At 69.9% G+C, this 19,545-nt stretch carries 14 protein-coding genes and 1 tRNA gene; 13 read left to right on the top strand and 2 right to left on the bottom strand.

Features of this window, described 5'->3' with window-relative positions; translation table 11 throughout:
• The first annotated feature begins 32 nt into the window (after window positions 1–32).
• Window positions 33–1,082 (top strand): UDP-N-acetylmuramate dehydrogenase, encoded by a 1,050-nt coding sequence (locus ACZ34W_RS11485; protein ID WP_329488177.1) that lies wholly within the window; start codon window positions 33–35, stop codon window positions 1,080–1,082.
• Here the strand turns inward: ACZ34W_RS11485 and ACZ34W_RS11480 are convergent.
• Both ACZ34W_RS11480 and ACZ34W_RS11475 read right to left on the bottom strand, forming a co-directional pair.
• A complete protein-coding gene (locus tag ACZ34W_RS11480) occupies window positions 1,079–2,176 on the bottom strand; it encodes an adenosine deaminase (RefSeq protein ID WP_465603292.1) in 1,098 nt (365 codons plus the stop codon). The two genes, ACZ34W_RS11485 and ACZ34W_RS11480, sit on opposite strands and share 4 nt — an antisense overlap.
• A gap of 106 nt (window positions 2,177–2,282) precedes the next feature.
• Window positions 2,283–3,530 carry a pyridoxal phosphate-dependent aminotransferase gene (locus ACZ34W_RS11475; RefSeq protein WP_465603290.1) on the bottom strand — a complete coding sequence of 416 codons (1,248 nt, stop codon included), beginning with the start codon at window positions 3,528–3,530 and terminating at the stop codon, window positions 2,283–2,285.
• A gap of 274 nt (window positions 3,531–3,804) precedes the next feature.
• Between ACZ34W_RS11475 and ACZ34W_RS11470 the strand changes: the two genes are divergently transcribed.
• The 12 genes from ACZ34W_RS11470 to ACZ34W_RS11415 all read left to right on the top strand — a co-directional run bounded on the left by ACZ34W_RS11470 (window position 3,805) and on the right by ACZ34W_RS11415 (window position 19,537).
• Window positions 3,805–3,877 (top strand) — tRNA-Trp (locus ACZ34W_RS11470).
• Window positions 3,878–4,026: 149 nt separating this feature from the next.
• Window positions 4,027–4,383: a preprotein translocase subunit SecE gene (gene secE, locus ACZ34W_RS11465; RefSeq protein ID WP_329488174.1), complete on the top strand. Its 357-nt coding sequence runs from the start codon at window positions 4,027–4,029 to the stop codon at window positions 4,381–4,383.
• 212 nt (window positions 4,384–4,595) lie between these two features.
• Window positions 4,596–5,519 carry a transcription termination/antitermination protein NusG gene (gene nusG, locus ACZ34W_RS11460; protein WP_465603288.1) on the top strand — a complete coding sequence of 308 codons (924 nt, stop codon included), beginning with the start codon at window positions 4,596–4,598 and terminating at the stop codon, window positions 5,517–5,519.
• Between the two features lie 179 nt (window positions 5,520–5,698).
• Window positions 5,699–6,133, top strand: coding sequence for a 50S ribosomal protein L11 (rplK, locus tag ACZ34W_RS11455; RefSeq protein WP_148644356.1), 435 nt, complete (start codon window positions 5,699–5,701; stop codon window positions 6,131–6,133).
• A gap of 76 nt (window positions 6,134–6,209) precedes the next feature.
• Window positions 6,210–6,932 carry a 50S ribosomal protein L1 gene (rplA, locus tag ACZ34W_RS11450; protein WP_329488172.1) on the top strand — a complete coding sequence of 241 codons (723 nt, stop codon included), beginning with the start codon at window positions 6,210–6,212 and terminating at the stop codon, window positions 6,930–6,932.
• Window positions 6,933–7,136: 204 nt separating this feature from the next.
• Window positions 7,137–7,928, top strand: coding sequence for an SCO4651 family lipoprotein (locus tag ACZ34W_RS11445; RefSeq protein WP_465603285.1), 792 nt, complete (start codon window positions 7,137–7,139; stop codon window positions 7,926–7,928).
• A gap of 92 nt (window positions 7,929–8,020) precedes the next feature.
• Window positions 8,021–8,845: an SCO4651 family lipoprotein gene (locus ACZ34W_RS11440; protein ID WP_465603283.1), complete on the top strand. Its 825-nt coding sequence runs from the start codon at window positions 8,021–8,023 to the stop codon at window positions 8,843–8,845.
• Between the two features lie 170 nt (window positions 8,846–9,015).
• Entirely contained in the window at window positions 9,016–9,876 is an 861-nt protein-coding gene (locus ACZ34W_RS11435; protein WP_329488168.1) for an SCO4651 family lipoprotein, read from the top strand.
• A 339-nt stretch (window positions 9,877–10,215) separates the two neighbouring features.
• Complete coding sequence (gene rplJ, locus ACZ34W_RS11430) at window positions 10,216–10,779, top strand: 50S ribosomal protein L10 (RefSeq protein WP_352286328.1); 564 nt, start codon at window positions 10,216–10,218, stop codon at window positions 10,777–10,779.
• Between the two features lie 90 nt (window positions 10,780–10,869).
• Complete coding sequence (gene rplL / locus ACZ34W_RS11425; RefSeq protein ID WP_329488166.1) at window positions 10,870–11,250, top strand: 50S ribosomal protein L7/L12; 381 nt, start codon at window positions 10,870–10,872, stop codon at window positions 11,248–11,250.
• Window positions 11,251–12,066: 816 nt separating this feature from the next.
• Complete coding sequence (rpoB, locus tag ACZ34W_RS11420; protein WP_329488165.1) at window positions 12,067–15,543, top strand: DNA-directed RNA polymerase subunit beta; 3,477 nt, start codon at window positions 12,067–12,069, stop codon at window positions 15,541–15,543.
• 103 nt (window positions 15,544–15,646) lie between these two features.
• Window positions 15,647–19,537, top strand: coding sequence for a DNA-directed RNA polymerase subunit beta' (locus ACZ34W_RS11415; protein WP_329488164.1), 3,891 nt, complete (start codon window positions 15,647–15,649; stop codon window positions 19,535–19,537).
• Window positions 19,538–19,545 lie beyond the last annotated feature (8 nt).

Here is a 19,545-nt window from a genome sequence, read left to right as displayed (position 1 = left end):
GGCGGACCGGCCCCTCCCCGTACGCTGGGGGCGTGCTGGTAGAACTCGACGCCCCCCTCGCCCCGCTGACCACCCTGCGGCTCGGCGGTCCCGCCCGCCGGCTGGTGACCGCGCAGACCGACGAGGACGTGATCGCCACCGTCCGGGAGGCCGACGCGGCCGGCGAGCCGCTGCTGGTCCTCGGCGGCGGCTCCAACCTGGTGATCGGCGACGCCGGCTTCGCCGGGACGGTGCTGCGGATCGCCACCACCGGCTTCGTGCTGGACGGCACCACCCTGGAACTCGCGGCTGGTGAGGTGTGGGCCGACGCGGTGACCAGGACCGTGCTGGAGCACGGCCTGGCCGGGATCGAGTTCCTGGCCGGGATCCCCGGCTCGGCCGGTGCCACCCCGGTCCAGAACGTGGGTGCGTACGGCCAGGAGGTCGCCCAGTCGATCACCGAGGTGGTCGCCTACGACCGCCGGAGCGACCGGGTGGTCACCCTCACCAACGCCGAGTGCGGCTTCTCCTACCGGCACAGCCGCTTCAAGGCCGACCCGGACCGCTACGTCGTGCTCCGGGTCCGCTTCGGCCTGGAGGACGGCGGCGGGCTCTCCACCCCGGTCGCCTACGCCGAGACGGCCCGGCACCTGGGCGTGCTGCCGGGTGAGCGGGTCGACCTCACCACCGCCTGGAACGCCGTGCTGACGCTGCGCGCGGGCAAGGGCATGGTGCTCGACGCGGCCGACCACGACACCTGGTCGGCGGGCTCCTTCTTCACCAACCCGGTGCTGACCGCCGAGCAGTACGCCGCCTTCCTGGCGCTGGCGGCCGCGCGCGAGCTCACCGCCCCCGCCTACCCGGCGCCGGACGGCCGGACCAAGACCTCGGCGGCCTGGCTGATCGACAAGGCCGGCTTCGGCAAGGGATACGGCAGCGGCCCGGCCACCCTCTCCACCAAGCACACCCTGGCCCTGACCAACCGCGGCGCGGCCACCGCCGAGGACCTGCTGGCGCTGGCCCGCGAGATCCGCGACGGCGTCCGGTCCGCGTTCGGCGTGGAGCTGGTCAACGAGCCGGTGATGGTGGGCGTCGAGCTCTAGCCGGCGGCGCGGCCCGGGTGCTGGGCGGCCGGGAAGCCCCGGGCGGCCGCCACCCCCGGGGTGGTGCCGTCCCCGAGCCAGCCGTCGACGTCCGCCAGCAGCTCCTTGCGGACGCTGTCCGGCGCGCGTGAGCCGCGCACCGACTGGCGGGCCAGCTCGGCGAGTTCGGCGTCGGAGAAGCCGAGCACGTCGCGGGCCAGCTCGTACTGGGCGGCCAGCCGGGTGCCGAACAGCAGCGGGTCGTCGGCGCCCAGCGCCAGCGGGACGCCCGCGTCGAACAGTCGCCGCAGCGGGACGTCCTCGGCCCGCTCGTAGACGCCCAGCGAGACGTTGGAGGACGGGCAGACCTCGCAGGTGACCTGCCGGTCGGCCAGTCGCTGCATCAGTCGGGGGTCCTCGGCGGCCCGGACGCCGTGGCCGATCCGGCCGGCGCCCAGGTCGTCCAGGCAGTCCCGGACCGACTCGGGCCCGGCCAGTTCGCCGCCGTGCGGGGCGGCCAGCAGCCCGCCCTTGCGGGCGATGTCGAAGGCCCGGTCGAAGTCCCGGGCAAGGCCGCGCCGTTCGTCGTTGGAGAGGCCGAAGCCGACCACCCCCCGGTCGGTGTAGCGGACGGCCAGCCGGGCCAGCGTCCGGGCGTCCATCGGGGACTTCATCCGGTTGGCCGCGACCAGCACCCGGATCCCGACGCCGGTCGCCCCGGCGGCCTGCTCCACCGCGTCCAGGATCAGTTCGAGGGCGGGGATCAGACCGCCCAGCCGGGGCGCGTACGAGGTCGGGTCGACCTGGATCTCCAGCCAGCGCGAGCCGTCCCGCCGCTCGTCCTCGGCGGTCTCCAGCACCAGGCGGCGGATGTCGGACTCGTCGCGCAGCACCGAGCGGGCGGTGTCGTAGAGGCGCTGGAAGCGGAACCAGCCGCGTTCGTCGGTGGCCCGCAGCCTGGGCGGCTCGGCGGAGCTGAGCGCCTCCGGCAGCCGGACGCCGTGCTTGTCGGCCAGCTCCAGCAGGGTGGCGGGGCGCATCGACCCGGTGAAGTGCAGGTGCAGGTGGGCCTTGGGGAGGTCCCTGACGTCTCGCGGATTCAGCAGGCGTTCCATTCGCCGATACTGCCGTATCGGGCCCCGATACGGGAACCGCCCCCTTCCCGTCCCCCGAAGGGGTGAAAAGGGGGCGGTCCGCGGTGGAGCGGGACGGTCGGGACCGTCAGGCGGTGGCCTCGGCGAGCAGCTTCTGCATCCGGCCGACGCCCTCGACCAGGTCGGCGTCGCCGAGCGCGTAGGAGAGCCGCAGGTAGCCCGGGGTGCCGAAGGCCTCGCCGGGGACGACCGCGACCTCGACCTCGTCCAGGATCAGCGCGGCCAGCTCGGCGGAGCTCTGCGGACGGGTGCCGCGGATCTCCTTGCCCAGCAGGCCCTTGACCGACGGGTAGACGTAGAACGCGCCCTCGGGCTCGGGGCAGAGGACGCCCTCGATCTCGTTCAGCATCTTCACGATGGTCTTGCGGCGCCGGTCGAAGGCGGTGCGCATCTCGTGCACGGCGGCGAGGTCACCGCTGACGGCGGCGAGCGCGGCGCGCTGCGCGACGTTGGAGACGTTCGAGGTGGCGTGCGACTGCAGGTTGGTCGCGGCCTTGACGACGTCCTTGGGGGCGATCAGCCAGCCCACCCGCCAGCCGGTCATGGCGTAGGTCTTGGCCACGCCGTTGACCACGATGGTCTTGTCCGCCAGCTCGGGCAGCAGGGCCGGCAGCGAGGTGAACTTCGCGTCGCCGTAGACCAGGTGCTCGTAGATCTCGTCGGTCAGCACCCAGAGGCCGTGCACCAGGGCCCACTCGCCGATGGCCCGGGCCTCGGCCTCGGTGTAGACCGCGCCGGTCGGGTTGGACGGCGAGACGAAGAGCACCACCTTGGTGTTCTCGGTGCGGGCGGCCTCCAACTGCTCGACCGAGACCTTGTAGCCGGTGGTCTCGTCGGCCACGACCTCCACCGGCACACCGCCGGCCAGCTGCACCGACTCCGGGTAGGTGGTCCAGTACGGGGCCGGGACGATGACCTCGTCGCCCGGGTCGAGGATCGCGGCGAAGGCCTCGTAGATCGCCTGCTTGCCGCCGTTGGTCACCAGCACCTGGGAGGCGTCCACCTGGTAGCCGGAGTCGCGCAGCGTCTTGGCGGCGATCGCGGCCTTCAGCTCCGGCAGGCCGCCCGCCGGGGTGTAGCGGTGGTTCTTCGGGTCGCGGCAGGCCTCGACGGCGGCTTCGACGATGTAGTCCGGGGTGGGGAAGTCCGGCTCGCCGGCGCCGAAGCCGATGACCGGCCGGCCGGCCGCCTTGAGGGCCTTGGCCTTGGCGTCCACGGCGAGGGTCGCGGACTCGGCGATCGCGCCGATCCGGGCGGAGACCCGGCGGTCGGCGGGGCGGACGGAACTGTCGGGCTGCGGGGTGGAAGCGCTCATGCCTGCATGGTCGCAGAACCGGGACGGACCGGGCATGGGGGTTTCACCATATGTACGGGCTCGTCCGGATGGTGGCCCGAAGCGGGGCCGGTCCGTGGTCGTCGGGCGGCCGGTTCGGTGGTCGGACGTGAAAGAAGAGGTTCGACCAAACGCCTCTCGACCACGTACACTCACTCCTCGACGGCCACCGAGAAGCCACGCTTCCACCGCCTGTGCATGCAGCGGCGGGAGATGCGGTAGGTTGGTGGTCGCTACAGGGGCCGAGAGGCACCGTAGGGCAATAGCTCAATTGGTAGAGCACCGGTCTCCAAAACCGGCGGTTGGGGGTTCAAGTCCCTCTTGCCCTGCTGCTTGATCCGTATTCAGCCCGTTCGCTCCACAGAGCGAGCGGGCTTGATGCGGAGAGGGCTCCGAACAGCACCGCTTTAGCCGGCCGCTCGTGCCCTCTCGGGCACGCAGGTGATGCTCGGCAGGACCCGGATTCAGGTGAGGACGAGTGACGGAGACCACGGGCTCCACCGCAACGCCTGAGAGCGGCAACCCCGAGGGTGCCGACGGCGCTGACGAGACCACGCCTGCCGAGGGCGGGGACGAGGGGCAGTCGCGCCGCGACCGCAAGCGGGCAGGCCGCGCGGACAAGAAGTCCGGCAAGCGTGCCAAGAAGGGCGCCTTCGCCCGGCTCGCGCTGTTCTACCGCCAGATCATCGCGGAGCTGCGCAAGGTCGTCTGGCCCTCCCGCAACGAGCTGGTCAACTACACCACCGTGGTGGTCGTGTTCGTCGTGGTCGTGATGGCGTTCGTCGCCGGCCTCGACTACGGCTTCTCGAAGCTCAGCCTCTGGGTCTTCGGCTGACCGAGCGGTCCCACCTTCGAAACAGCTTCCCGACCCGGGCCGATTCTTCGGCCCGGGTCGAGCTGTCGGCGCCGGACGTACGAGGCCGCTACCGTTGACTCGGTACTGTTGAAGTCTCCGAGTCATCTCCTGGCGCCCGTGTGAAGCAGAGCGGCGCCGGAAAGGTCCCGGAGCGCGCCACCTTCACCATCTCCAGGAAAGAAGCAGCCACCGTGTCTGAGTCCCCCCTGTACGACGCCGACGAGACCGTCCGCGAGGCGGATGTCGCCGCCGAGCTGGACGCGGCCGAGCTGGCTGACGAAGCCGAGGCCGCCGAGCAGATCGTGGACGCCGCGGACAGCGACGAGGACGAGGTCGCGGCGGACGACGAGGCCGAGGCCGGCGAGCCCGCCGAGGAGGCCGCGCTGCACGCGGAGTCCGCCGAGGAGCTCGACGCCGAGGCCGCCGAGGACCAGGACGAGGACGAGGCGGCGGACGAGGCCGGCGCCGAGGCGGCGGCCGAGGAGGAAGCCCCCGAGGAGGCCGTCGAGGTCGACCCGGTCGCCAAGTTCCGCGAGGACCTGCGCTTCATGCCCGGCGAGTGGTACGTGATCCACACCTACGCCGGCTACGAGAACCGGGTGAAGCAGAACCTGGAGCAGCGCGCGGTCTCCCTCAACGTCGAGGAGTACATCTTCCAGGCCGAGGTGCCGCAGGAGGAGGTCGTCCAGATCAAGAACGGCGACCGCAAGACCATCCGCCAGAACAAGCTCCCCGGCTACGTGCTGGTGCGCATGGACCTCACCCCGGAGTCCTGGGGCGTCGTGCGCAACACCCCCGGTGTCACCGGCTTCGTCGGCAACGCCTACGACCCGTACCCGCTGACGCTGGACGAGGTCGTCAAGATGCTCGCCCCCGACGTCGAGCGCCAGGCGGCCAAGGACGCCGGCAAGCCGTCGCCGGTCAAGCCCAGCGAGATCCAGGTCCTGGACTTCGAGGTCGGCGACTCGGTCACCGTCACCGACGGCCCCTTCGCCACCCTCCAGGCGACGATCAACGAGATCAACCCGGACTCGAAGAAGGTCAAGGGCCTGGTCGAGATCTTCGGCCGGGAGACCCCGGTCGAGCTCTCCTTCGACCAGATCCAGAAGAACTAGTACGGCGCGGGGACTCGGACGAGTCCTCGGGTTCGGGGCGGGGCTTCGGCTCCGCCCCGAAGTCGTTTTGGTCCAGCGGCGCATCCGCGTTAGCCTGGTCCGATGTGTGTGCTGGCGGCTGGGTGTCGCCCCGGTTCCGCACGCACCAGCAATCACCTCTCGGAAGGACCCGGAGAGAAATGCCTCCCAAGAAGAAGAAGGTCACGGGGCTTATCAAGCTCCAGATCAACGCCGGTGCGGCCAACCCGGCGCCGCCGGTCGGCCCCGCGCTGGGTCAGCACGGCGTCAACATCATGGAGTTCTGCAAGGCCTACAACGCCGCGACCGAGTCGCAGCGCGGCATGATCGTGCCGGTGGAGATCACGGTCTACGACGACCGTTCCTTCACCTTCATCACGAAGACGCCGCCGGCCGCGCGCCTCATCCTGAAGGCCGCGGGCGTGGACAAGGGCTCGGCCGAGCCGCACAAGACCAAGGTCGCCAAGCTCACGGCCGCCCAGGTCCGCGAGATCGCCACGGTCAAGCTCCCCGACCTGAACGCCAACGACCTGGACGCCGCGTCCAAGATCATCGCCGGCACCGCCCGGTCGATGGGCATCACGGTCGAGGGCTGATCACCCTTCTCGTCCTTGTGGTAGGGCCTGCGCGGCCCGTCCATACCACGACTCCATTCCCCATTCAGGAGCAGCAGTGAAGCGCAGCAAGGCTCTGAAGGCCGCGGACGCACAGGTCGACCGCGAGCGCCTTTACGCCCCCCTCGAGGCCATCCGCCTCGCCAAGGCGACCAGCACCACCAAGTTCGACGGCACCGTCGAGGTCGCCATGCGTCTGGGCGTCGACCCGCGCAAGGCCGACCAGATGGTCCGCAGCACCGTGATCCTCCCGCACGGCACCGGTAAGACCGCTCGGGTCCTGGTCTTCGCGACCGGCGAGCGTGCCGAGGCCGCGCGTGCTGCGGGCGCCGACATCGTCGGCTCCGACGAGCTCATCGACGAGGTCGCCAAGGGCCGCCTCGACTTCGACGCCGTCGTCGCCACCCCGGACCTCATGGGCAAGGTCGGCCGCCTGGGCCGCGTGCTCGGTCCCCGTGGCCTGATGCCGAACCCGAAGACCGGCACCGTGACCCCGGACGTGGCCAAGGCCGTGAACGAGATCAAGGGCGGCAAGATCGAGTTCCGCGTCGACAAGCACTCGAACCTGCACTTCATCATCGGTAAGGCCTCCTTCACCGACGAGCAGCTGGTCGAGAACTACGCCGCCGCGCTGGACGAGGTGCTCCGCGCCAAGCCGTCCGCCGCCAAGGGTCGCTACATCAAGAAGACCGCGATCAGCACCACGATCGGCCCCGGCATCCTGGTGGACCCGAACCGCACCCGCAACCTCCTGGTCGAGGAGGACCCGGCCTCCGTCTGAGCCCTGAGCTCCGACCGGTAGCCGCGTCCTGGGCGCAGCAGCAGTCCGCACGACGGGCCCGTACCCCCTCTCCGGGGGTGCGGGCCCGTCGTCGTGTCCGGATCGAGATCCCGGCGGTGGGGAACTCCCGGGCGGCTCGTCGTACGCTCGGCCGGTCCGATCATCTGATCGATGCCCGACCGAAGCCGACCGCCGGAGTGTGCCGTGCCGCCCGCCCTTCGCCCCGCCGCCTGGGGGGCGGCCCTCCTGGTGCTCGCCAGCGGCCTGACGGCGTGCAGCCTGCTGGCGGTCTCGGGGGACCGCACGCCGCTGGGCGCACCCGCGACGGTCCGCCCGCCCAAGCAGGTGCTGCTCTCGGCCGCCCAGACACTGGACGACACCGGCGGCGCGCGGGTGCGGACGGTCGAGGAGGGCCCGGCCGGGCGGCGCACCGCCGCCGGCACCGTGGTCTGGGGCCCCCGGGACGCGGCCGAGCTGACCGTCACCGACGAGCGGGGCACCGGCCGGCTGCGCAGCCAGGACGGCACGGTCGACCTCGGGTACGAGGGGGCGGCGCCGCTGCGGGCCGAGCGGGCCGAGGCCGAGTCGCTCGACCCGCGAGCCGTCCCGGGCGCGGGCGGCTACGCGGGCGGCTGGATGACCGGGCTGATATCCAACCCGGGCGACTCGGCGCACACCATGGCACTGGCCGGCCGGCTCACCTCGCTCGGCGGGGAGGAGCTCGCCGGCACCACCGTGGCGCACTACCAGGGGAGCGCGCCGGTGGCCGAGTACTTCGCCGCGGACCAGGGCCTCACCCCCGAGCGGCTCGCGGTGGTCCTCGGCTACTACCGGGAGCGCGGCGTGACCGCCATCGGGTACGACGTCTGGATCGCGCCCGGCGACCGCCTGCTGCGGCTGCGCGCCACCGCCGTGGGCAGCGCCGGAACCGTGGTCACCACGACGGACGTCTCCGAGCTCGGGACGGGCACCGAGAGCCCGGCCCCCGCGGGCTAGGCGGCGCCACCGCACGCGGTGGGGAAGGCGCCCGGTGATCCATTAGAGTCCGCTGGGTATTTTCTGATGATCAGGTCTTTGGGGGGCTCCTTATGCGCGTTCTGCGCCATGCGTGCGTCACGGTCGCGGCGACCGTCCTGGCCGCCGGGCTGGCGGCCTGCGGCAGCGACGGTACGACCGGCACCAAGGCGGCCGGTGACGCCGTGGCCGGCGCCGCGGCGGGACTCGACCCGCGGGCGGCGCTGGCCGCCTCGGCCGTGGTGATGCAGCGGGCCGGCAACGGCTCGCTCGCGCTGACCGCGGAGGCCGGCCCGATGGCCGGTACCGCCGAATGGCAGCAGCGGACCGTCGTCGACGTCGCGGCCAAGACCGAGTCGGGCACCAGGGCGAGGATCATCGGTGACGAGGTCTACCTCGGCGGCGGCCTGCAGACCACGGCCGTGCTGGGCGGGAAGCACTGGGCCAGGATCGAGCCGAAGGACCCGGTCGTCGGCTCGATGTCGGTGATGTTCCTGACCGTGGCGCAACTGACGAACCCGGTCCTCCAGTTGTCGGCGGCGGCCCAGGGCGGCAAGCTCACCAAGGTCGGCGCGGAGGCGGTCGGCGGGGTCCAGACCACCCACTACCGCGCCGTCGAGGAGGTCGCCAAGCTGGCCGACAGCCTGAGCGCGCTCGGCGGCGACCAGCGCGCGGCCGTCCGCCAGACGCTCGACACCGGCGGCAGCACGCTGACCGTGGACTTCTGGATCAACGACAAGCAGGAGCTCGTCCAGCTCCGGGAGTACGGCGACAAGGGCGGCGAGTCCTCGGCCGTCACCGTCACCTACTCGGGCCTCGGCGCCGCGCCCAGGATCGAGGCACCGGCCGCGGGCGACGTCGGCAAGGGGGCCGACTTCGCCAAGGTCTTCCGCAGCTGACCCCACCGGGCGCCGGCGACACCGCCCGACGGGCCGAGGGGGTCGCCGCAGGTCGGTCCGGTCCCTGGTGGCAAGGTGGCTGGAACAGCACGGCCGGTCCACGGCGGCCGGGGACGGGGCGGCCCGCAGCGGGACCGCCGCAGTGGTGACCGGACGGAAGGAGAGGGGGCATGGCGGTGCGGCAGCGACTGGCGGCCATCACGGCCGCGGTGCTCCTGGCGAGCGGTCTCACCGCGTGCGGCAGCGGCGGGGGCGCCTCGCCGGTGCCGTCCGGCACCCCGTCGCCGAGCACCGTCGCCGCGACCGGGCCGGCCAAGCCCACCGACCGGTCGCCGCACGGCGTCCTGCTCTCCGCCCAGCTCACCATGCAGACCGCCCGCCGGGCCAAGGTCAGCTACCGGCTGGGGGCGGACGCCGGCTCCGGCCCGCTGTTCTGGCAGCCGAAGACCGCGCTCCAGGTCAAACGTTCCACTTCGGCCGAGGCCGAGCAGCTGATCGTCGTGGACACCGTCGCGTACCAGGGCGGTGACGCGGCCACCGCGGCCCGGCAGGCCGGCCGGCACTGGGAGCGGTTCTCCGTGGCGCCGACCGCGGACGGCCACCGGGAGATCCCCTACGCCGGGCTGATCGACCTGCTGAACCCGGTCGAGGCGCTGGCCGCCGCGACCGCCGACGGGATCGAGGCGCAGTACCTCGGCGAGGAGAAGTTCGAGGACTCGGCGGTCGAGCACTTCCGGGTCACCACCGACGCCGAGCGCTACGCGGCCGCCCAGGTCCAGCTGGGCCAGGCCCGCCGGGACGGCCTGCGGGCCGCGCTGGCCCCCGGCGGCTCGGTCTCGCTGACCCTGGACCTGTGGCTGAACGACAAGGACCAGCTGGTCCGGCTGCAGCGCACGGGCACCGGGGCGAGCGGCCGGGCGGACGACGCGGTGCTCTACAGCGACTTCGCCGGCACCCTCTCGGTGCAGGCCCCGGCCGAGGCGGACACCGTGGACGTGGGCACCCGAAGCATCTCCCCGCTGGCCCGCTGAGGGCCCCGGGTGGGCGATTTGCCCCGGACGGACGAGTCCGGCTAGTGTTACCGAAGCCAAAGACCGCCGGTTGTCGCCGTGCACTCGCAAGAGGCGCGGGGACCGAAGGATCTGCGATTCGTCGCAGGCAGCCCGCGCAGGATTGTTTGGAGCTTGGACTTCCGGGACCCGCGTGTTCGCACGTGGACCCGTCGAGGTCGAACTGAGCCCCGTGCGCCTGCGCACCGGGGCTCATCTGCTTTTCCGCAGGAGCTTTCCTTCCGTCCGGTGGTCCGAGGTTCGAATGGTCGACTTTCGCGGTCGGCCTGACTTCGACATCACGGAAGGAGGCGTAAGCCTATGGCTAGGCCCGACAAGGCTGCCGCCGTCGCCGAGATCACGGAGCAGTTCCGTGCCTCGAGTGCGGCCGTGCTGACCGAGTACCGCGGTCTGACGGTGAAGCAGGTTAAGACCCTGCGTCGCTCGCTGGGTGACAACGCCCAGTACGCCGTGGTGAAGAACACGCTGACCAAGATTGCGGCCAATGAGGCCGGGATCACGGAGCTCGACGACCTGTTCGCCGGTCCGACGGCTGTCGCCTTCGTCACCGGTGACCCGGTGGAGTCGGCGAAGGCTCTGCGTGACTTCGCCAAGGAGAACCCCGCTCTCATCATCAAGGGCGGTGTCCTTGACGGTAAGGCGCTGACCGCCGATGAGATCAAGAAGCTCGCGGACCTCGAGTCCCGCGAGGTGCTGCTCGCCAAGCTGGCCGGCGCGCTGAAGGGCAAGCAGTCCCAGGCTGCCGCGCTCTTCCAGGCCCTGCCGTCGAAGCTCGTCCGCACTGTGGACGCGCTGCGCGACAAGGTCGAGCAGGGCGGTGCCGGTACGCCGGCTCCCGCCGCCGAGGACGAGGCCGCGGAGTAATTCCGCAGGCTCACGCCTCGCTGCGGGCCCGTACGCCCGCCAACCCGTACATACGGCACCACCTGCCGAATTAGTGGAAGGACGCCAATCATGGCGAAGCTGACCCAGGACGAGCTGCTCGCGCAGTTCGAGGAGCTCACCCTCATCGAGCTCGCCGCCTTCGTGAAGGCGTTCGAGGAGAAGTTCGACGTCACCGCTGCCGCTCCGGTCGCCGTTGCCGCCGCCGGTGGCGCTGCCCCGGTCGAGGCTGTTGAGGAGCAGGACGAGTTCGACGTCATCCTCGACGGTGCCGGCGACAAGAAGATCCAGGTCATCAAGGAGGTGCGCACCCTGACCTCCCTCGGCCTGAAGGAGGCCAAGGACCTCGTTGACACCGCTGGTGCCAAGGTCCTGGAGAAGGTTGCCAAGGACGTTGCCGAGAAGGCCAAGGCCGCCCTCGAGGCCGCTGGCGCCAAGGTCACCGTCAAGTGACTCCTCCCCGGCCCTGAGGGCCGGGAGGCAGCCGCACGCCCTCACTGAGGGCGGAGGATGCCACGGGCCGGGCCGATCACCCTCGCGGGTGGTCGGCCCGGCCTTTTTCGTGTTCCCGGGCCCCGGGAGGGTCCGGACCGGGCGCCGGCGCCGGGGGCCGGGCAGAGGCGTCCGGAGCGGGCCCTCCCGGGGCCCCGCGGCGGCCCCCGCGGCCCGGCGGCACCGGAGTGGCCGAGAGCGCACTCGGCACCGTCGGTGCGGGCGGGTATGGTGATCGCTGTCATCGAGCGTGGCCCTCACCACGGCTTCTGTAACGCCGGGCGGGTCCAGGGCGATGGACGGGTCGAGGTCCGTGCCGGAGGCGGGCTCTTGACGAACCGGGCGCGGCGCGCGATTCTCGTGGCGCGAGTCCGCCCCGGTTGGTTCGCTGGTGGATGCATAACCAGCGGCTCCGGAGGGAAGTGACTCCACGTGAGTCGAGGCGGCCCGGCGGTGTCCGGGCCAGTGCAGTACCCGGCGGGCGTTCGCGTTCGCCGGCTACCGGGAGGAGTCTCCGATTCGGTTTCCGAATCAGAGCTGGACAGCAGTGTGCCGTTTGGCTACACTGTCCCTTTGCGCTGCCTGTTAGCTGCTCCGTGACTCGTCGCCCGGAGTTTGCGTTGCCCTGAAGGGGTCTGGCACCGCCTCCGCAAAACGGCTCTGACCTCGGGTTTCACGACCCGGCAGAGGCCAGTGGCGAGGGAGGTGGGACCAAGCCTTTCCAGGCCCGGCCGGTACGCGCGCAGTGAGCTCCGAGCCCTCGGAAGGACCCCCCTCTTGGCCGCGCCGCGCAACGCCTCGAACAATTCCGCCGCATCCACCGCCCCGCTCCGCGTTTCGTTCGCGAAGATCAAGGAGCCCCTCGAGGTCCCGAACCTCCTGGCCCTGCAGACCGAGAGCTTTGACTGGCTGCTCGGCAACGCGGCCTGGAAGGCCCGGGTCGAGGCGGCCCTGGAGAGTGGTCAGGACGTCCCCACCAAGTCCGGTCTGGAGGAGATCTTCGAAGAGATCTCGCCGATCGAGGACTTCAGTGGGTCGATGTCGCTGACCTTCCGCGACCACCGTTTCGAGCCGCCGAAGAACTCCATTGACGAGTGCAAGGACCGCGACTTCACGTTCGCGGCCCCGCTCTTCGTCACGGCCGAGTTCACCAACAACGAGACCGGTGAGATCAAGTCTCAGACGGTCTTCATGGGCGACTTCCCGCTCATGACCCACAAGGGCACGTTCGTGATCAACGGCACCGAGCGTGTCGTCGTCTCGCAGCTCGTCCGCTCCCCGGGTGTGTACTTCGACTCCACCCTGGACAAGGTGTCCGACAAGGACATCTACTCCTGCAAGGTCATCCCCTCGCGTGGTGCCTGGCTGGAGATGGAGATCGACAAGCGCGACATGGTCGGCGTCCGCATCGACCGCAAGCGCAAGCAGTCCGTCACCGTGCTGCTCAAGGCGCTCGGCTGGACCAACGAGATGATTCTCGAGGAGTTCGGCGAGTACGAGTCGATGCGCGCCACCCTGGAGAAGGACCACACCCAGGGCCAGGACGACGCGCTGCTCGACATCTACCGCAAGCTGCGCCCGGGCGAGCCGCCCACCCGCGAGGCCGCGCAGACGCTTCTGGAGAACCTCTACTTCAACCCGAAGCGCTACGACCTCGCCAAGGTCGGCCGTTACAAGGTCAACCGCAAGCTGGGCAACGCCGAGTCGCTGGACTCCGGCGTGCTCACCGAGCCCGACATCATCGGTGCGATCAAGTACCTGGTGAAGCTGCACGCGGGCGAGACCGAGTGGCGTGACACCGAGGGCCGCGACATCGTGGTCGAGGTCGACGACATCGACCACTTCGGCAACCGTCGTCTGCGCAACGTCGGCGAGCTCATCCAGAACCAGGTCCGTACGGGTCTCGCCCGTATGGAGCGCGTCGTGCGCGAGCGCATGACCACCCAGGACGTCGAGGCGATCACGCCGCAGACCCTGATCAACATCCGGCCGGTCGTCGCCTCCATCAAGGAGTTCTTCGGCACCAGCCAGCTGTCGCAGTTCATGGACCAGACGAACCCGCTGTCGGGCCTGACCCACAAGCGCCGTCTGTCCGCCCTCGGTCCCGGTGGTCTCTCCCGTGAGCGCGCCGGCTTCGAGGTCCGTGACGTGCACCCCTCGCACTACGGGCGCATGTGTCCGATCGAGACCCCGGAAGGCCCGAACATCGGTCTGATCGGGTCGCTGGCCTCGTACGGCCGGGTCAACGCGTTCGGCTTCATCGAGACCCCGTACCGCAAGGTCATCGAGGGTGTCGTCACCGAGCAGGTCGACTACCTCACGGCCGACGAGGAGGACCGCTACGTCATCGCGCAGGCCAACGCCCCGCTGACGGCGGAGCTGACCTTCGCCGAGCCGCGTGTCCTGGTCCGCCGCCGTGGCGGCGAGATCGACTACATCCCGGGCACCGAGATCGACTACATGGACGTCTCGCCGCGCCAGATGGTGTCGGTCGCGACCGCCATGATCCCGTTCCTCGAGCACGACGACGCCAACCGCGCGCTCATGGGCTCGAACATGATGCGCCAGGCGGTGCCGCTGCTGAAGAGCGAGGCTCCGCTGGTCGGCACCGGCATGGAGTACCGCTGCGCCGTCGACGCCGCGGACGTCATCACCGCCGAGAAGGCCGGTGTCGTCCAGGAGGTCTCGGCCGACTACGTCACCGTGGCCAACGACGACGGCACGTACACCACGTACCGCGCCGCCAAGTTCACCCGCTCCAACCAGGGCACCGCCTTCAACCAGAAGGTGCTCGTGGACGAGGGCGCCCGGGTCGAGGTCAACCAGGTGCTGGCCGACGGCCCGTGCACCGACGAGGGCGAGATGGCCCTCGGCAAGAACCTGCTCGTGGCGTTCATGTCGTGGGAGGGTCACAACTACGAGGACGCGATCATCCTGTCGCAGCGCCTCGTGCAGGACGACGTCCTCTCCTCGATCCACATCGAGGAGCACGAGGTCGACGCCCGTGACACCAAGCTCGGCCCCGAGGAGATCACCCGGGACATCCCGAACGTCTCCGAGGAGGTCCTCGCCGACCTCGACGAGCGCGGCATCATCCGGATCGGCGCCGACGTCGTCACCGGTGACATCCTGGTCGGCAAGGTCACGCCCAAGGGTGAGACCGAGCTGACCCCGGAGGAGCGCCTGCTCCGCGCGATCTTCGGTGAGAAGGCCCGTGAGGTCCGCGACACCTCGCTGAAGGTGCCGCACGGTGAGTCCGGCAAGGTCATCGGCGTGCGCGTCTTCGACCGCGAAGAGGGCGACGAGCTGCCCCCGGGCGTCAACCAGCTGGTCCGCGTCTACGTGGCCCAGAAGCGCAAGATCACCAACGGTGACAAGCTCGCCGGCCGTCACGGCAACAAGGGCGTCATCTCGAAGATCCTGCCGGTCGAGGACATGCCGTTCCTGGAGGACGGCACCCCGGTCGACATCATCCTCAACCCGCTGGGTGTCCCGTCCCGAATGAACCCGGGACAGGTCCTGGAGATCCACCTCGGGTGGCTCGCCAAGCAGGGCTGGGACGTCTCCGGCCTCGCCGACGAGTGGGCCCAGCGCCTCCAGGCGATCGGCGCCGACACCGTCCAGGGCGGCACCAACCTCGCCACCCCGGTCTTCGACGGCGCCCGCGAGGACGAGATCACCGGCCTGCTGGACAACACCACCCTCACCCGTGACGGTGAGCGCCTGGTGAACTCCACCGGTAAGGCCCGGCTGTTCGACGGCCGCTCCGGCGAGCCGTTCCCGATGCCGGTCTCGGTCGGCTACATGTACATCCTCAAGCTGCACCACCTGGTCGACGACAAGCTGCACGCCCGTTCGACCGGCCCGTACTCGATGATCACCCAGCAGCCGCTGGGTGGTAAGGCGCAGTTCGGTGGTCAGCGCTTCGGTGAGATGGAGGTGTGGGCCCTTGAGGCGTACGGCGCCGCCTACGCGCTGCAGGAACTCCTCACCATCAAGTCCGACGACGTTCTCGGCCGCGTGAAGGTCTACGAGGCCATCGTCAAGGGCGAGAACATCCCCGAGCCCGGCATTCCCGAGTCCTTCAAGGTGCTCATCAAGGAAATGCAGTCGCTCTGCCTCAACGTGGAGGTGCTGTCCTCGGACGGCCAGTCCATCGAGATGCGGGACTCCGACGAGGACGTGTTCCGCGCCGCCGAGGAGCTCGGCATCGACCTGTCCCGGCGCGAGCCGAGCAGCGTCGAAGAGGTCTGACGGAGGCAGGGCCGGCTCTTCACCACTGGGAGCCGGCCCGCCCCCAGGCCCCCCTCAGACCACATGAACGACTCTCGACTTACGAAAGAGGGCTTGACGACCAGTGCTTGACGTCAACTTCTTCGACGAGCTCCGCATCGGCCTGGCCACCGCCGACGACATCCGCCAGTGGTCGCACGGCGAGGTCAAGAAGCCGGAGACCATCAACTACCGCACCCTGAAGCCCGAAAAGGACGGACTCTTCTGCGAGAAGATCTTCGGTCCGACCCGGGACTGGGAGTGCTACTGCGGTAAGTACAAGCGCGTCCGCTTCAAGGGCATCATCTGTGAGCGCTGCGGCGTCGAGGTGACCCGCGCCAAGGTGCGCCGTGAGCGGATGGGCCACATCGAGCTGGCCGCCCCGGTCACCCACATCTGGTACTTCAAGGGTGTCCCGTCCCGCCTGGGCTACCTGCTCGACCTGGCGCCGAAGGACCTCGAGAAGGTCATCTACTTCGCCGCCTACATGATCACCTGGGTGGACGACGAGCGTCGCCAGCGCGACCTCCCGTCCCTGGAGGCGCACGTCTCGGTCGAGCGCCAGCAGATCGAGAACCGCCGCGACTCCGACCTCGAAGCCCGCGCCAAGAAGGCCGAGACCGACCTGGCCGAGCTGGAGGCCGAGGGCGCCAAGGCCGACGTGCGCCGCAAGGTGCGCGAGGGTGCCGAGCGCGAGATGAAGCAGCTGCGCGACCGCGCGCAGCGCGAGCTCGACCGCCTCGACGAGGTGTGGGCCCGCTTCAAGAACCTCAAGGTCCAGGACCTGGAGGGCGACGAGCTGCTCTACCGCGAGCTGCGCGACCGCTTCGGCACCTACTTCTCCGGCTCGATGGGCGCGGCGGCCCTCAAGGACCGCCTCGAGACCTTCGACCTGGCGGAGGAGTCCGAGCGCCTGCGCGAGATCATCCGCACCGGCAAGGGCCAGAAGAAGACCCGTGCGCTGAAGCGCCTCAAGGTCGTCTCCGCGTTCCTGCAGACCACCAACAAGCCCAACGGCATGGTGCTGGACTGCGTCCCGGTCATCCCGCCGGACCTGCGTCCGATGGTGCAGCTGGACGGTGGCCGCTTCGCGACCTCCGACCTGAACGACCTGTACCGCCGCGTGATCAACCGCAACAACCGCCTGAAGCGCCTTCTCGACCTCGGTGCCCCCGAGATCATCGTGAACAACGAGAAGCGCATGCTCCAGGAGGCCGTCGACGCGCTGTTCGACAACGGCCGTCGTGGTCGCCCGGTCACGGGCCCCGGCAACCGCCCGCTGAAGTCCCTCAGCGACATGCTGAAGGGCAAGCAGGGTCGTTTCCGTCAGAACCTGCTCGGCAAGCGAGTCGACTACTCGGCCCGTTCGGTCATCGTCGTCGGCCCGCAGCTCAAGCTGCACCAGTGCGGTCTGCCCAAGGCCATGGCGCTGGAGCTCTTCAAGCCGTTCGTGATGAAGCGCCTGGTGGACCTGAACCACGCGCAGAACATCAAGTCGGCCAAGCGCATGGTCGAGCGTGCCCGCCCGGTCGTGTGGGACGTGCTCGAAGAGGTCATCGCCGAGCACCCGGTGCTGCTGAACCGCGCACCCACCCTGCACCGCCTCGGCATCCAGGCCTTCGAGCCCCAGCTGGTCGAGGGCAAGGCCATCCAGATCCACCCGCTCGTCTGCACCGCGTTCAACGCGGACTTCGACGGTGACCAGATGGCCGTCCACCTGCCGCTCTCCGCGGAGGCGCAGGCCGAGGCCCGCATCCTGATGCTGTCCTCGAACAACATCCTGAAGCCGGCCGACGGTCGCCCCGTCACCATGCCGACCCAGGACATGGTGCTGGGTCTGTTCTTCCTGACCTCGGACCGCGACAACGTCAAGGGCGCCGGCCGCTCCTTCTCCTCGACCGCCGAGGCCGTCATGGCCTTCGACGCCAAGGAGCTGGACGTCCAGGCCGTCATCGACATCCGCCTGCCGATCGGCACCGTCCCGCCCCGTGGCTGGACCCCGCCGGTCGACGAGGACGGTCAGTCGAACTGGTTCGAGGGCGAGTCCTTCCGCCTGAAGACCACCCTGGGCCGCGCGCTCTTCAACGAGCTGCTGCCCGAGGACTACCCGTTCGTCGACTACGAGGTGGGCAAGAAGCAGCTCTCCGCGATCGTCAACGACCTGGCGGAGCGCTACCCCAAGGTCGTCGTCGCGGCGACCCTGGACAACCTGAAGGCGGCCGGCTTCCACTGGGCCACCCGCTCGGGTGTCACGGTCTCGATCTCCGACGTCGTCGTCCCGCCGAGCAAGCCCCAGATCCTCGAGGGCTACGAGGCGAAGGCGGAGAAGGTCCAGCGTCAGTACGAGCGCGGCCTGATCACCAACGACGAGCGCAAGCAGGAGCTCATCGGCATCTGGACCCAGGCGACCAACGAGGTCGCCGAGGCCATGAACGCGAACTTCCCGAAGACGAACCCCATCTTCATGATGGTCGACTCGGGTGCTCGTGGAAACATGATGCAGATGCGTCAGATCGCCGGTATGCGTGGTCTGGTGTCCAACGCCAAGAACGAGACGATCCCGCGTCCCATCAAGGCGTCGTTCCGTGAGGGCCTCACCGTTCTCGAGTACTTCATCTCGACCCACGGTGCCCGTAAGGGTCTGGCCGACACCGCGCTGCGTACCGCCGACTCCGGCTACCTCACCCGTCGTCTGGTCGACGTCTCCCAGGACGTCATCATCCGCGAGGAGGACTGCGGCACCGAGCGCGGCCTCAAGCTGGCGATCGGCACGGTCGAGAACGGCGTCCTGCGCAAGACGGACGACGTCGAGACCAGCGTCTACGCCCGCATGCTGGCCGAGGACATCACGGTGGACGGCAAGCTCCTCGCCACCGCCAACACCGACCTCGGTGACGTGCTGATCGACGAGCTGATCCGCCACGGCATCAGCGAGGTCAAGACCCGCTCGATCCTGACCTGTGAGTCGGCCGTCGGCACCTGTGCCTTCTGCTACGGCCGCTCGCTGGCCACCGGCAAGCTGGTCGACATCGGTGAGGCGGTCGGCATCATCGCCGCCCAGTCCATCGGTGAGCCCGGTACCCAGCTGACCATGCGTACCTTCCACACCGGTGGTGTGGCCGGTGACGACATCACGCAGGGTCTGCCCCGTGTCGTCGAGCTCTTCGAGGCCCGTACCCCCAAGGGTGTGGCCCCGATCTCGGAGGCGCAGGGCCGGGTCCGCATCGAGGACACCGAGAAGACCCGCAAGCTGGTCGTCACGCCGGACGACGGCACCGACGAGATCGCCTACCCGGTCTCGAAGCGTGTGAAGCTGCTCGTCAGCGAGGGCGAGGCGGTCGAGGTCGGCCAGAAGCTGACCATGGGTGCCACCAACCCGCACGACGTGCTGCGGATCATGGGCCAGCGTGCCGTCCAGATCCACCTGGTCGCCGAGGTCCAGAAGGTCTACAACTCGCAGGGCGTGTCGATCCACGACAAGCACATCGAGATCATCATCCGGCAGATGCTGCGCCGCGTGACGATCATCGAGTCGGGCGACGCCGAGCTGCTCCCGGGCGAGCTCGTCGAGCGCGGCCGCTTCGAGACCGAGAACCGTCGTGTGGTCTCCGAGGGCGGTCACCCCGCCTCCGGCCGTCCGCAGCTGATGGGTATCACCAAGGCCTCGCTGGCCACCGAGTCCTGGCTGTCGGCCGCCTCCTTCCAGGAGACGACCCGGGTCCTCACCGACGCGGCGATCCACGCCAAGTCGGACCCGCTGCTGGGCCTCAAGGAGAACGTCATCCTCGGTAAGCTCATCCCGGCCGGTACGGGTCTGCCCCGCTACCGCAACATCCGGGTCGAGCCGACCGAGGAGGCCAAGGCCGCGATGTACTCGGCCGTCGGCTACGACGACTACGACCTGTCGCCCTTCGGCGCCGGCTCCGGCCAGGCGGTGCCGCTGGACGACTACGACTACGGCCCCTACACCGGCTGAGTCGACGG

It is taken from the genome of Kitasatospora sp. NPDC022856 (assembly GCF_055561235.1).
Note: the sequence above shows the minus strand (reverse complement) of the source record. Positions and strands in the feature narration are given on the sequence as shown.